The organism is Paenibacillus sp. JNUCC-31, from assembly GCF_014844075.1.
GTDB lineage: Bacteria > Bacillota > Bacilli > Paenibacillales > Paenibacillaceae > Paenibacillus.
The window spans coordinates 20,153-36,070 of the sequence record NZ_CP062165.1; the positions used below are offsets into that span (position 1 = coordinate 20,153).

Below are 15,918 nucleotides of genomic sequence, written 5' to 3' on the forward strand. Positions count from 1 at the left end.
CTCCAAACCAATAACTTGAATCGGTTACGAATCCTTGTAAATAACCTAGATAATAATGTTCAACAACTAAGTATGCTGAGTATAGCCATGGACACGGATTCCAAGCTGGCTCTATTATCTTCTATCGACGTAATGAACGACTACGAAAGAGACCGCCTGATACAAGATCTTATCGACAAAATGAATCTCCAGAGTTTCACCGAAGGCTGGAATAATCATATCTCTTTATACTCCCCAATAATAGATAAGTGGATTAACCCATCCACCAATCAAAAAGCACCTCCTACTAGTGATAATTTGAATCAATGGACGTTGGACCTGACTCATAGCTTATTTACTCTACGGAGACCGCACGAGGGGTATACGATTGAAGTGACATTTCCACAAAACAATCTCCAGCATATGCTGGATTCAGCTAAAGTAGAAAATAATGACCCCTTTTTCTATCATCCGGACTATCCGATAGTCACAAGCAGTTCGCCCAGCCCTAATAAGATTGAAGAATTAATCCACAAGCTCTCGATTCCTAGATTGTATGATCACAAAGAAGGAAGCGTGGAGATATCCATTGCAGAAGACAAATACATGGTCAATTTTTTTAAGTCGAGTACTTTGGGATGGTACTTAATTGACTATGTACCACTTGATCAAGCGCTACAACCAATCATGAAGACACAACGTATCTTCTATGTGGTTTGTTTGATGCTGGTATTAGCCAGCGTAACCCATGCTTTATTTCTTTACCGTAAGGTTCAGATCCCGATTCTTACTTTACTTAAAGGAGTTCGTCATTTGAAAAAGGGTTCTTTCTCACACAGGATCGAGAAATCCAGTCTCAACGAATTCGATATTTTATATCAAAACTTTAATGATATGGCTGAACAAATTGAGGAATTAATTGAAAAAGTCTACAAAGAAAAAATTATATCTAGAGAAGCTCAAGTGAAACAATTACAAGCACAAATTAACCCGCATTTTCTTTATAATTGTTTGTTTTTCATTAATAATATGAACCGATTAGGAAATGAAGATGCCATCACGGCCATGACGGAAAATCTAGCAGAATATTTTCGTTACACAACCAGGTTGAATGACCCTTTAACCACGCTCCAAAAAGAGCTGGCGGTCGTCCAAAACTATCTTAATATCCAATGCTTAAGAATGACTCGTTTACGTTACGAAATTAATATACCCGATTCGATGAACCAACTTCTTGTGCCCAAACTTCTTATTCAACCATTAGTGGAGAACAGCTTGATCCATGGAATAGAAAAAAAACAAGCAGCCGGCATAGTACGAATCGAGTGCATAGAAAGTCAAAATCAGTACCGTCTTCTCTTAGATGATGACGGAATCGGAATGACCAACGATGAAATTCAAGAATTGCTTTATCAAATCATGCAACCACTGACAGATACAATTGGTTGCGCTTTATGGAATATTCAGCAACGTATGGACATCTTTTTTATGAAGCCAGCAGGGATCAATATAGATAAGAGTCCTCTCGGCGGTTTGCGTATCGAGTTGTATTGGCCTAAGGAGAACTTATTGGAGGAATGACTTATGTACCAGTTGTTGATCGTTGATGACGAAAGCTCGGTTGTCGAAAGCTTAACGTTGACCATCCCATGGGAGAAGTACGGGATCGAAAATATTTACAGTGCCTGCTCCGCCCAAGAAGCTCTGCAAATCGCCTCTAAACATTCCATTGATATCATGATTACGGACATTAGGATGCCAGAAATAGATGGACTAGAACTCATTGAACGTATACAGCATTTTTCGCGTAAGATTCGTATCATCATTCTTTCGGGACACGACGAGTTCGATTACGCCAAAAAAGCTATGAAGCTCCAAGTATTAGACTATTTACTCAAACCTATCAATTTTGATGAACTTATTCATTCCGTACGTAAAGCTATCCAGGACATCGAGAATGAATGGAAAGAAATTAGTTCCCTAAATCGGATCCAACAAACTTTGCATGCGAATTTACCCCTTTTAAGAAGCCAATTATTAAATGATCTGTTAAACAACAAAAGTATTCCGAAGAATATTCTGGAGGAAAGGTTGAACACTGTTGGTGTATCATTCCGTTTGGACGATTCTTACCTCATGATGGTATTAAGAATGGAGGAGGACTTTTCAGGATATGAGCTACAATCCCTCTCGCTCCTTGAATATGCTATTACAAACATCGCAGAAGAAGTCTTTATAGAACTATTCGAGTTGTGGCACTGTATCACAGAGAAAGGTTATTTAGTATTTTTAGTTAAGAGCTCTGACCAGCAGGCACTTAAAATGGTAGATTCATTTGCTGTTAAGTTACAAAACCATGTTCAAAAGTATTTAAAGGGATCACTATCTATTTGTCTTAGCAAACTCGGTCGGTTTCCCGATGGATTGCCTGCTTTGTATCTATCATCAGTCAACGCCATCAACCGTAATATTGGGCACAATAAGAGTTTCTTTTTGACTCTCGATCCAATAAATCAAGAGCCTCCACAGGAACGAATTCATAGTGAAATGCAAGCACCACCGCTACTCCCATTTCTATTGGATTCAGGTGATTGGGATGAAGTTTTAAGCAAGATAGACAGAATCCTATCCATAAAGGGCTCTTCGATCGAGTATACGCAGGATCAACTATTTTCCATACTGCTCTACCTTTCCTCTTCGTTTTCTTTAGTATTTATCACAGAAAACAATGAACTAAATGAAGAACTTAACGAAGAATTAAATTTATTACTTCAAAAAAAAGGACATCTTTCAAAGCAGCGCATTTACGACTGGGCCAAAAAAAACATTGAATGCCTAAAGCTCAGGGCTTTAGACAATATAAAAGATTCCCATAATCATATCGTAGCAAGGATACGGACATTTATCCAAAAAAAGCTTTCCACCGGAATTTCTATACAAGACGCCGCAAATCATGTAGGCATGCATCCTGTGTATTTGTCCAAAGTATACAAAACAGTGACAGATGAAACGATAGGAGATTATATTTATCGGATTCGAATGGAACGAGCGGTTCAGCTTCTGAAGAATACGGATATGAAAGTATCAGAAATTAGTGGACAGTTAGGCTACCTCGCTGTACCTCATTTCATTAAGATTTTTAAAAAGGAGTTCGGGACTACACCGCAAGATTTCCGTAATCATTGATTATAGTAAACAATATTTTTCAAATTCAAATCTTTTCGGGTTTGGGCTACTGGAAGACTCCAATAGCCCTCATTCCGTTTCCGGGCAGCTCCTTTTTAGATGAAGAATACAATACCTTTAGAATTGTTAAAAGAAATGAAGAAACCGTGCTTATTTGTGCTTATTACGCAAGTTTAGGATGATCTCGTATCAGTCACAGAGCTTAAATAACAAGGAGCAGGAAGCTAATGTGATACAAGTTTGGAATTCGTTATTGATATTTGATTTGAGTTATTCCACGTTGACTATTTCATTATTATACTCTTAGTGCAACGAGCAATATATCTTTATCGGGGGTGTCAAAAGTGGGCAATAAAGCGAATGCGTTTTCATTGGTGCTTGCTACGTCAATCTTGTTTGGGTTGCTTCTGGGTTGTAGCGCTGAAAACAACTCAAACAAAGCAGTAAGTGAAAGCCCAGAGAAAAAAACAAAAATTAATATTGTTAACGGAAAACTGGATCCACCTGTTACGCTAAATATAGTTCGTGGCGAAGATCCAACCATGGTGTTCAAAAACGGAGAAACGATCGATAACAATGTTCACTACCGCTGGGCTAAAGAAGCCTTGGGGGTAGATATTAAAACCTTATGGACAGCGCCAATGACTGGTGATGCATACGACACCAAGCTTAAACTCTTGTTATCATCAGGAGAACGTTTGCCAGATGTTTTCGTCGCCAATAGTGCTGATACAATCAATACGTACTTAAAATCAGGCAAAGTACTGAATGCAGGCGAAGCTTTTGAGAAATATGCATCTCCCACTTACAAAGCAGCGATGAATGAAGTACCTTCGGCATGGCTACCCTTCACGAAAGATGGACAGAAGCTTGCTTTACCCATTATCAATGAAAATTTCGGGTCACAATCGGTGATGTGGATTCGCCAAGATTGGTTGGATAAGCTTAAATTGAAAGCGCCTACAACTATTGAAGAACTGGAAATTGTTATGGACGCGTTTACCAATCAGGATCCGGACGGAAACGGGAAAAAAGATACGATTGCCTTGGACTATGTTACTAACGGAACGGAAATGCTTGGTTCCCCCATCGGTGACACTTCCTGGATTTTTGGAATGTTTGGAGCAATTCCGGAGAGATGGTATCCAGGAGAGGACGGCAAGCTGCAGTATGGTTCCATTCAACCGGGGATCAAGAAAGCACTGGAAAAAATGAGAGAGTGGAAATCGAAGGGGTATCTACCGAGCGATATCGCACTCCACAATTTCAATACCATCGTACAAAATGTCGCTGCGGCGAAAGTTGGGATCGTTGGTGGACAAAATTGGCTCATGAATTATCCTGGTCCCATGATGTTACAAACTGACCCGAATGCCGAATTCCGACCCTATCCGCTTCCTGAGGGGATCGATGGGAAAAACATGCGCACAATCGGCAATGACTATAATGGTGCAATCTTAATCAGTAGGGATATATCGGAGGAATCTCTCCAAGCGTTCTTCCACTATATGAACACGTTATATTCCATCTACGATAAACCCGATTTATCCTTGTTCGAAGGGTTTCAAGAAGGCTATGATTATGCCATCAGAGATGGAAAGTTGACAACAAAGACAGAGGATATACCTGATGGGTATATATCTACGACAAAATATTTACTTCCCGGTACTCCCGTTTACCAATCTAAAGTGAGAGAAATTAAAATGAAGTTTATTGAAGGAAAAAAAGAAACTGCTGAGGATCTCGCCGTTATGTTTACCGCTGGAATAAGTGGCATGGAAAGTCCTTTAGACAAATACAATTACGACGCATTAAGGGTAGTTTCAGAACAGCTTTCTGCAGACGTGCCACAATATTACCAAGGTCCGGCGACCCGAGTGATGATTTCAAGGAACGAATTGCTTAGTAAAATGCAAATGGACACATATACCAAAATTATTTATGGGGAACAAGATCTTGACGCTTTCGATACCTTTGTAGAAAAGTGGAAATCCTCCGGTGGGGAAGAAATTACGGAAGAAGTCAACGAATGGTATGCAACCGTTAAGTAACTGGCATCATAAGATTCCGTTCAGTGAGGGGAGCCTCTTTGATAATCAGCAACAAAACGACCGTTCTCCATGAACGGTCGTTTTTGTATTCATTTATTTTGTTGATGAGTCTTTCACAAATCATTTTTTTTGGATGATGAATCCTTCCGGGTATTATCAATTTAAAAAAATTCTTTAAAGACCCTAGCATTACCGTTTAAGCTTGAATTATTGTGCTTCCCTTTAATGAAATTGTCGCAGGAGACTTCAGCACACTTGCAACTGGTGCATTACCGGATCAGTTGAATACTGTCAACTCGAATATCTTCTTTATTAAAAACGAGATACAAATCAGAAGCATTGCTACCCTTCGAAGATAAATCAGATTGAATTTCTGTATATCCTAATTCATGAAGAGTTGCACCGCTCTCATCAAAACTAGGTACCTTGTAAGTTACAGGGTGCGTTGCAGAAAATGACATTTGCGTCAAGGTATCCCCCTCAGGTGAACCGTGTTTGATCGTTACCGTGGATGTTTCATTTGTAGAAGCAACTCTAAGTTTAATACCTTTTGCATGAGCCAAATCAACATTGGGAATGGCAACCCATGAATCACTTCCAGCAGACATTACTGCGTAGTATTCACCTAAATAAGATATAGTTCGTTCTTTAGACACTTCCCGATAAACCAAATTATTCCCAGCGAATGCGTGCTCCCAGACATTTTTTGCTGTGGAAAGGTCGAGTTTTTCGATAGCTGAACCTTCTACCGTGATCTCTCTCTCTAGTTCAATTTCCTCAGAAGATTTACCAATCATGAGACTATAAACACCAGTTTCAACAACGTTTTTCTGGCTGTTCACATCCCATATTGTAAAGTTCTTGGGATCGACTAACAGGGTTACTGTACGCGTCTGACCGACAGGAACAGCTGCTTTTTCAAACGAGGCCAGCTTTTTCTTGGGTACAAATGTTCCATACTTGCTGGATTTATTTTTCAAATACAGCTGTACAACCTCTGAAGTATCTACGACCCCCGTATTCGTGACGTCCACTTTTACACTAAAGCTTTCATTAGCATTTACTTTCAATGGTACCTGCAAATTATCATATTTAAATGTTGAATAACTGAGTCCATATCCAAACGGATAAGTAACATCAGCATTCGTATACATATAAGTCATTTTTGTGGCAATGGGGTCACCGTTATCCATGTCAATTGTATAACGTGATTCAACATCACTAAGGCTCAGTGTGCTCCCTTCCGGAATATTATAATTATTGATTTTTGGGAAGGAGGACATATCCTTGTACCAGGTACTGGCCAGGCGTCCTGTTGGAGCATAGTCACCATACAATACATCTGTAAGAGCCTTGCCGTCATACTGACCGCCATAGGATTGGTACAATATGGCATCTACATTATCGTTATTCTGTATCTTTTCCATAGCTACTGGATAATTTGAAGCAATGACAACAACCGTTTTCTTCCCTTTTGCCTTGAAGGCTTCAGCTGTATGTTCAACTAGTGTGTACATATCGCTTCCCATATCAAGGTATGCCCGGTCACTGCCTTCTCCTGAATTAATCTGTGGACTCGCACCAACAAATATAACCGCATAATCATTACGATCTGCCAACTGTGCCGCATTTGCTCCCGGTTGCTGCAAAACATGTTCTTTAAATACATATGGACTTTTATCACTTGCTTCTCTATATGTGTCTACTGGTGTATCAAATGTAACACGATTTCCAACACTCATATAAGCAGCACTGTTTTCGGCGACCTCAAAATCACCTAAGATCCCGCCACCCGTTGAAGACAAAGTCTTGTAAACAGTACCGTTTACAGAACGATATGCACCTTCAGTAACCGTTGTATATCTGAATATGGAATCAATTGGACTGTTTATATCACCAGTAGCTTTTGGCTTATCTCCGTTAATGGTTACATCACCGGTAGGGTTAGTTAATGGTCTAAACCAGAACGAAATCTCTTTAGACAAATACTTACCATTAGCTAAAGAGCAAAAACTGTATGCGTCTTGACCCCAGTCGATAACTGCAAATGCTTCATGATCGGATACATATTCACCAGACCCTGGAAGCCTATATTTATATACAGGATCTGCAACCGATTTTGGGGTTGCGCCTGTCGAAGCTAACCCATCCGTTGAACTCACGCTTGTAACCGTCAAAAACGTATTATCATGCATAGATTGTAAAGCAATAAGCTTTTCCCCAGAATCTACGGAAACATTGGCTGAGCCTAATACACTTTGGATCGCTGAAAGTCCTGTAAGGCCTGCTCCTTCAAGCTTCGGTGTATTGGCAGCGTAAAAGCCTTTAAGTCTCACATCTGCCATAGGTCCCACTACTGCAGCTTTCGTATTTTTCTGTAGTGGAAGGGTATTATTATTTTTAAGAAGTACGATTCCTTCATGTGCCGCTTGAAGTGCAACTCTCTGGTTTTCGACTGTATTTTCATTTTGTGGTTGTTTCAATAAATTAGTAAAAGGATAACCGATAGGATAACCCTGTTCATCCTTCTTATTAAAGTAACCTATTCTAACCATCATTTCTAGGGTTGGGCGTACCGCCTCCTTTAGCATACTGGTATCAACCCCAAACAGCCCTCTAACATAGCCCTCCAAACTTTGGGCCTTATTCGCGCTCCCCGGACTCCCATCAAAAATGAATGTACCTTCGGAGGAGCCGATTTTGGCAAATAGCGCACTTTGATGCTGATTGTCAGGTATATAAGTTGTATCAAATCCGTTGCCCATGCCTGTAACCATTGGATGTGGCGAATTAAAGTCCGTAATCATTAGCGTACTGAAAGGATTAATCCTCTGAGCAAGCTTTATATCCGGCGAAATTGGGTTGGGAACACCGTTAGTCCTGCCATAAGAGGTCATAAAACCAACAATAGAACCATCTGTAAGTTGCTTCAAAAACGGGGGCAACGTATACTCATGCATTCCACGTGTGCTTATATAATAACTTCCCGTCATCCTGAACCATTCGGAAAAATAGTTCGGATAGTGTTTACTTTGGAGGGCTGCTTTCAGATAAAAATCATTCGTTTTATCATTATCTTTAACATTGACTCCACTTACTCCTGTAGCCCACTTACCAGCCATTTCACTCGTTAGAAAAGGATCTTCAGAAAAACCTTCTTCAAAACGACCAACGAGAGGGTTTATACGTATATCTGCAATGGCTGTCCATATAAGTATTTCGTTTATTTGATCATTTGTAACGGAGCCACGTTTTTCATTACCGATCACCGTACCTATTTTATGTGCAAGATCGGAATTCCAGCTTTGTCCGACTGTAATAGATGCAGGAAAATCAGTGTAAACACCTTGTACATGATCCCTTCCATTGACCTCTAACGGCAACTCATAGCCTGCATTTACTCGAATTGAAATAGTCGGCTCTGAATCTTCCGCTCTGTTATCAGGCTTTCTGGGATTCGCCATGAGCATAAGATCTTCTATACACAGGTCATTGTCCAAGATGTAATTTACAAAATCCTTTAGTTGTGAAGGGTCTCCGTCAAAGATTGGTTTCCCTGAAGAGTCTCTAGCCGGAACATAGCTTGAAGATGTATCTGTCGACGCATTTTCATTTAATGGCTGGGTTGATCCTTTATTCTCCATCATTGGTCCTCCTCGTATAAATCAATATTTTTACCTACACCCATACTGGAGAGCCAGCTTGGCGAACATATCTTCCAGCGTAAATCTTGGATCGACGTAATGGTACACTCGGATCTGACGTCCATTCTGACCGTGCATGTAGATCATCTCCTCCGTAAAACGTGGTGGAGGCTTCATCTCATAGCCGAATTGATGATCGTCAAGCAGGAGACTCACGGCCGGGGAATCGCCGAGACACCAACTCTCGCCTTTTGGCCAGTCAATGTCGGGCATCATTTTTGCCATCAAGTCGTTGTAATTGACAAGCTGATCGAAGAGATAACGCCCGATTTCTCCGTAAGGCCTAACCTTGAGCGCCAGCTCGGCGATTGTTACACGAATGGTGGAGTAGGCGGTTAGCGGCACCTGCCAGAGGTCTATGCCAGATTGGAACACAACATTGGCCGCATGTATGTCGTTGTAGAGGTTGTATTCCCCTCCCCCTTCCGGCCAGTGGCCGCCGCCGATCCAGAGCGCTGTCAACCGGCCCGCAATTGAGGGCTCTATCAAGTAAGCGGACGCCAGGTCAGTCAAGGGTCCCAGGAAAACAGCGTACAAGGGAGCTTGGTCATCTGAAAGCGCTTCACGAATGATCAGTTCGGCACCTTCCGAAGGCTGTGGTGTACGTTCGTCGAAAATACGTTCCTTAGCCCCTTTGAACACCGGAACCTGTCCGTGGATATGCATAAGGGTAAGCACTTTCTGAATTTCATCATAGCTATCCTGCATGGAAGTAGTCGATTTTTGATAGCCGAAATGGGCAGCGATGAGTCCTTTGATGATAAATCGGGGTGTCAGGAGAGCATGCACAATTGCAAATTGATCATCGGCTTCATTCTTGGCATCGGTGTTCATGATCAACCGGATCTTCTTCCTCTGCGGTACATCATAAGGCAGCTTCATTGCTTTCATCACTCCTGAATTAAAATGCGGATCCCCTAAGATTCAAATCGTAATGCGTCAACCTTTCACTCGCCGTACAACCGCACAGGTCCCAACAAACCGCTGGGTTCCAGCTGTCCAAGACGTGAGAAGAAGTCCGGTGTTTCGAATACCAGTGTATTGGTCACTTCAATAGCAAGTTTATTTCTGCCTTCCCTGACCAGTCCACTAAGGTCAAACCGATAAGGGGGTGTTAAACGAATGCCAGAGGAAACGCCATTAAGGTATACCTCTACCGTCTCGAAGGCTTCGCCAATATCCATTACAGCTTGCTTCCCGGATAAGGATGACCAGTTCAAATCGGTCTCATAACGAATCGTTCCTGAGAAAGTAGGCAACAGCCCGGTTCGGCTGAGATCCGACAGAGTTCCCATTTCTCTCCACGGGGTGAATGTCGGATATTGTTGGGAGGTTGCCGTATAGACATTCCATGGACCTTCGATAGCTGTAATCAGTTTGTCCGTTGTCGGTTTGGCTACTGCCTCTATCCCATCAAGTGCCGATCCCGCAATCACAACGATGGTTTCTGATTTCGCCAGGTTGAGCCTGATCAGCGAGCTATTGCCTTGCTTGACGCATTCCGATTTCAACACCTGATTGGTATAAGCATCGTAGAATTGCACGCAACCTGTTACTGGAAGAATCACTTCTGTATTGATATCCTTGGCTGGATGTTCATTGAAGAACATAAAGACTTCCATACTCAAATGTTTAACATGATAACAACGCAAGAAGGGTTCGCTGCTCTTCACCTGCACGTCGTAATATGCCGATGCCTTCATCCTGTCTACGAGCTTGTCGAGCGGAACAACCTCTACCCTAACGTCCGCAGCTAGGCGGTCAAGAATTTCTGAGTTAGGACTCCCTTCACTCGACCGGCTCGGCAAACCTTCTATGAAAAAGATGGGGAGTCCCTGCTCTGCGAGATAATTCATTCGGTGTAACACATCATTCGGGAGTGCTTCACTGTATGGCACAATGAGACAATGATAAGTCTCGTTTTGTAAATGAAGCTTACTATCCCTCACGCTGACTCCGTTCAAGATCGTATCGCAAGGAAGAATATCGCAATCGATCTGGTTTCTCAACAATTCCTTGACGGGCTTGTGGAAATACATGAACTCTCCGGACCATTCGGCTTCGGCGTGATACAATACGGCTGCCGTTGCGACATGCGTACCGCCCGATAAGAGATGGCTTAGACGGTTCGTATATTGGTTCAAGATCCGATAGTACCGATATTGGGGGTTTTTCCCTCCCGCGTACAGATGCGGCGGACAATCCTGGTCCGGGTAATCCTTGGGCGAGAAGGCGTGTGGTACGAAATGGTTAACCCCACGGACAAGCATATGATCCGTTAGCCATTTCATGAGTTTCAACCCTTCCGCCCAACCGTAAGCACCGAACACCTCAGCCATAGTCCTTCCTTTTTTCTTCGGATCGATATGGGCCAAGGACACAGCCATCTTAGCCATACCATAGTTGAAGAACTCCGAATCGATTTCCCCTGCAAATCCCTTGGTCGGTATCTCATCAACCCCCGGCTTCAGCTGCCAAAGTACGACATCCAGGCCCGACATGTCCTGTCCGCCGAGGGCCCGGTAGAAGTGGCCTGTACCGCTTCCAAGGCGGGCGTGAACGTTGTTGTCTTCCAGCACATGGCCAATATATTCCACTTCACGCTCCCGGCACCAGTTGCCGATCTGTTCCGTGAAGTTCTCCCCATAGAGCTTGCTCACCAAATTCATGTAGGCAAAGCGAATCCGTGACGTGCTTTCGCCGCCTTTGTACCACAGAAGGGGCAAATGTCGTCTGTAATCCGGTCCGAATTCCTGTTCCAGCAGGCTGAACATCTCCGTGCACCATGGAAGTGTGACGCCTTTTTTTCCCGGCTTGGAGCTAAAGTCCCAGGTATCCTTGTCGTTATAGAATCCGGGCTCATCGGAGAAGAATCCGGCCAGGGTTTTTCCGAAGTCCTCGTGGTATCGCTCGTAGAAAGCTTCGTAAACCGTGTTGATCAGAACGCGGACAGAGTCTGCTACAAGATGGTTGATGTAGTCCTTCTTCTCTGGGTCGCCGCCATGTTCGCTTTCAATAAGAGAAAAGATGCGCCAATATCCATCCGGAACGTTCCAGTACAACTTGCCGTTCTCCACCTGATCAGTCAAATCGATGCTCTCATCTGTCATTTCACCCGACACGGGGTCCCTCTTAACTGCGATTACCGCAAACAGTGTACCTCCATTGCTAAATCCCGGCATATAAGGCAAATTCGATACCATGAATGCGGAGTTATCCCGTGGCCCGACAGCATCGAGATGATTTTCATAAATATAGAGACGGCGAAGCTCCCGTGGTGCCTCCTTCAAACGTCCTGCTGCATGTCCGGTAGGAAAGTGGTCATCATCCAGGATCCATACCCGCATGCCCCGTGTTCTCGCTTCATCTAGGATCACATCAATATCTTTCCACCATTTGGGTCCAAGAAAATCTGGGTGCGGTCGGGACTCTATGCAAACTGCCCGAATCCCCGACTCGTAGATTCGGGCCATTTCGTCCCGAAGTACTTCCTCTTCCTCTCCGTGTTGCCAAAAGAATGGCAAAATATAATTTTCTTCCTTGCCCGTTAATACTTCTTGAAGTTTTGTTGCCATCGTTTTTTTCAACTCCTGTTCAAGTCAGTGCTGCCAGTTTCTAACGTAATCTCTCACTATTCGAATCCTATTGAAACATCCGGTTTAGGAGGATCTAACAAACAGGTTTCAGCCATGGATTCGACTGACTTATATTTTTGTTCGTTTTAGGGTCACGGACAAAAGATGCTTCACATTTTTCTCTAAACGTGCCTTTTCGATTCGGCCCTCTCTGACCCCTTCAATGATCGGGGTTACGTAGGTATTGTCAGGTGTCCCTGGCGTTAGCCAGCAGTTGCCCGCAGCTACTGCTTCCACAACATCCACTGTTTCATAGGAGTCCCAATCGGTCATGACATACCCTTCGAAACCGAACTCCTCCCGAAATACCCCTTGAATCATCTCCTCATCGGCTGCTGTAAATACGCCATTGCAAGCATTATATGCCGTCATAATGGAATCGGGCTTATGAACCCGGATAGCCACTTCAAATGCTTTTAAATAGATCTCGCGCAGCGAACGCTCGGTCATAAGACTATGATTTCGCTTACGGGCTGACTCGCAATTGTTTGCTACCGTATGCTTCAAGCAGCTGGAAACGCCGTTCTCTTCCAGACCTTTGCTTTGGTATCCCGCCATGATGCCGGTAAGGAAAGGATCCTCCGAGAAATACTCCGGATGTCTGCCATTCAAAGGATTGCGATGGATATTCATACCCGGTGCCAAAATCAAATGGATATTGTTCTCAATAGCTTCTTCGGCAATAACTTTACCTACCTCGTATGCGAGTTGGGTATTGAACGACGAACATAATACTGTGCTGGAAGGCATTCCGATATTAGGTTTATTCACATTGACCCCGCTGTTACCATCGGCAACGATAAAATCTCGCATATCGTATTTCTCTAGCAGATAGAGTCTGCCTGCTTCACCGATATCGGTCATCCCCCAGCCTGCTGCATTGCAAACGGATAGTCTCGCCAATTCTTCCACTGTCAATTGTTTAATGAACGCATCAAGCAGTTCCGGATTGACCACCACATCGGTATATTTGATCATCATGGTCGGTAGATCCGCCTGAATTGGCTGTGTCTCCGTCATTCTTTGCCGATTGACTATCGGGGTTAGTTCGGTTGCCCGCGATTTTATCCCTGAAAATTCACCAGTTGGATAGGTTTCTTCCGGATTGCGTTTGGATAAAACACGAATGGATACCGGCGGGCTCATTTTATTCGATACGGTTCGGATCGTCGACATTTCTTCAAGTTCAAAACTTCCTGCCTTCAGCAAGTGTTTGATTGAAGTACCGGCGTAAAACAGATAGGTCCCCGACTCCATGATCCACGACGCACTGTCTGTAGAATAAGAAGCAAGCTGATCTCGATTGATTTGAAATGTAAGAATTTGATTACTTCCAGGTCTCAGATCTTGCGTTTTCGAGAAGCCTACTAGCTTCCGGGACGGCTTTTCCAGTAAACCATCCGGCTCTTCCACATATATTTGCACAACCTCTTTGCCTGTAACTGAACCCGTATTTGTAATCTCTACAGAAAGCTTTACTACATTATTCTCCCAAGTAAAGTGACAAGGTTGGAGCGAAAACGTCGTATAACTCAACCCATATCCGAAGGGATAGGCCACTTGTTTATTGAACGTCTCGAAATAACGGTACCCAACGTAAATATCTTCTTCATAGTAGGTATCCACAAAATACGGGGTATGCGAATCCAGAATGGCCTTGCCCTCCATAGCGGTATAAAAGTTCCTGCTTGAAGGGATATCTTCGTAATCCAAACTCCAGGTATCCGGAAGCTTCGCGGACGGATTTACTCGCCCGTCCAGAATCTCAACAAGTGCCTTACCACCCAACATGCCAACGAAGCCGCATACGATCAAGCCCTTGATGTTATACCTCTTAACCCACCTTACATCAATCGGATAACCGCTGTTCACAATGGCAATTGTCTTGTCAAATTTTCCGGATACAGCTTGAATCATAGCTTCCTCATCAGCCGATAAGTAATATTCTCCTGGGATGGGGTTATTATCGATATTTTCGCCCGAGGCGCGGCTTATTACGATGATCGCCGTCTGTGATTCATTAAAAGCTTGTTCCAAGATTTCCACAGAGGGACAGACTTCCTCATCCGACTGATAAAGTTTTGATACCGCTTCATTAAGCGAAAAGTCACTATATTCCTCAATAGCCCTTAAGAACCGTACTTGATACCTAGGGTTAATTTTCCCAGCTCCCAATGCCCCCAAGCGAAACTGGGACTGACCTATTCCAAATACATTTAGCATCTCTTCCTTCTTAATTGGCAGCAAGTTTTCTTCGTTCTTCAGAAGAATAATCCCTTCTCTAGCTACTTCCAAAGAAATTTGTTCGTGCTGCTCATAGCTGGGGACTGGTTTTTTGCTGGGGAGCGTTTGAATCGTAATTTCCTTTGGTTCCATCATGAGCCCATCCTCATCTATGAAACCTTCCACTAAAGCATTGTAAGCCTTTCCAAACTGAGTCAGAACTCCTCGAACAGGGAAACCGAAACATTGAATGTTCATTCCTACAAGGGTAAAAAATGTCCCTTCTTTAAGTTTTTTCCCTTCTATTGTCATTTTACCAATAACTTTTTCATTCATCCGTTTTGTGAAAATAACCACCAAGCAACCTGACAACTCTCGATGTAACATTGCAAGTTGAGTGTCAATATCATCCAGATCATAAATAAATTCGTTTTCCAGATTAAAAGCCGCTATCGTTGGTTTGTCTCTATTAATACCCATATATAATTCTACTCCCCTACAGTTCAAACTAATGATTATATTGCTGTTGCATATGATCGATACAGAGGGTGAATGCTGTCACTTGGGCAACACAAGTTTCAATCTATGCTCTTTTTCTAAATTCTTAGGAACCCATAAGGAATTTTTGTTGCTCTCCTCAAGTTAATTATAGTAATCAACGGAATAGCTTAATATAACGATTCATAAACATTAATAACGCAATCTTAACTTACAGATTTTAAAAGCACTTTATACCCATCAATGTATATCTAAGCAATTTTAAGATCATTTAGGAATGAAATGAGAAAAAGCGGCCCTATCCTCGAATTTACTTCTTAGAACAAAGCCGCAATTTTTTATGATATCGAAATGAAGAGAATATCCATCGCACCTTCCCCTTCAATTTGAAAATACTTAAATCCTGCCAAGCAACCATTCTTGAAGGCAGCAATATATTGCACGGCATTTTCTTTATCCGTCATATCTTCTTGCGTAAAATACGGACCAGCGAACGGATTCCATATACCGTCTATCTTTTCATTCATAAGATTGCAAGCGATATAAGCGGATACTCACCCTTTTCTATCAGGGGACCCCCATTCAGTCCGCAGCTCGTGCCTTCTGCTTGAATGATGCTGCCGTCAAGCAAGATCGTCATCG

8 protein-coding genes are annotated in these 15,918 nt (G+C 42.8%); 3 read left to right on the forward strand and 5 right to left on the reverse strand.

Annotation, left to right across the window (positions count from 1 at the left end):
- Window positions 1-132: 132 nt before the first annotated feature.
- From JNUCC31_RS00060 to JNUCC31_RS00070, 3 genes are all read left to right on the forward strand, one after another.
- Window positions 133-1,560, forward strand: a complete 1,428-nt coding sequence (locus JNUCC31_RS00060) for a sensor histidine kinase (protein WP_228469370.1) — start codon at window positions 133-135, stop codon at window positions 1,558-1,560.
- 3 nt (window positions 1,561-1,563) lie between these two features.
- Entirely contained in the window at window positions 1,564-3,165 is a 1,602-nt protein-coding gene (locus JNUCC31_RS00065; protein WP_192267480.1) for a response regulator transcription factor, read from the forward strand.
- A gap of 344 nt (window positions 3,166-3,509) precedes the next feature.
- Window positions 3,510-5,216 carry a type 2 periplasmic-binding domain-containing protein gene (locus tag JNUCC31_RS00070; RefSeq protein WP_192267481.1) on the forward strand — a complete coding sequence of 569 codons (1,707 nt, stop codon included), beginning with the start codon at window positions 3,510-3,512 and terminating at the stop codon, window positions 5,214-5,216.
- A 269-nt stretch (window positions 5,217-5,485) separates the two neighbouring features.
- Here JNUCC31_RS00070 and JNUCC31_RS00075 read toward each other — a convergent pair whose 3' ends face one another.
- The 5 genes from JNUCC31_RS00075 to JNUCC31_RS00095 all read right to left on the reverse strand — a co-directional run bounded on the left by JNUCC31_RS00075 (window position 5,486) and on the right by JNUCC31_RS00095 (window position 15,803).
- The gene (locus JNUCC31_RS00075; protein WP_192267482.1) at window positions 5,486-8,863 is read right to left on the reverse strand and encodes a glycoside hydrolase family 3 protein; all 3,378 of its coding nucleotides are present in this window, start codon (window positions 8,861-8,863) and stop codon (window positions 5,486-5,488) included.
- A 27-nt stretch (window positions 8,864-8,890) separates the two neighbouring features.
- The gene (locus JNUCC31_RS00080; protein WP_228469371.1) at window positions 8,891-9,811 is read right to left on the reverse strand and encodes a nucleoside hydrolase; all 921 of its coding nucleotides are present in this window, start codon (window positions 9,809-9,811) and stop codon (window positions 8,891-8,893) included.
- 56 nt (window positions 9,812-9,867) lie between these two features.
- Complete coding sequence (locus JNUCC31_RS00085) at window positions 9,868-12,495, reverse strand: glycosylhydrolase-like jelly roll fold domain-containing protein (protein ID WP_192267484.1); 2,628 nt, start codon at window positions 12,493-12,495, stop codon at window positions 9,868-9,870.
- A 129-nt stretch (window positions 12,496-12,624) separates the two neighbouring features.
- Window positions 12,625-14,934, reverse strand: a complete 2,310-nt coding sequence (locus JNUCC31_RS00090; RefSeq protein WP_228469372.1) for a glycoside hydrolase family 3 protein — start codon at window positions 14,932-14,934, stop codon at window positions 12,625-12,627.
- 680 nt (window positions 14,935-15,614) lie between these two features.
- Complete coding sequence (locus JNUCC31_RS00095; protein WP_192267486.1) at window positions 15,615-15,803, reverse strand: hypothetical protein; 189 nt, start codon at window positions 15,801-15,803, stop codon at window positions 15,615-15,617.
- Between the last annotated feature and the right edge of the window lie 115 nt (window positions 15,804-15,918).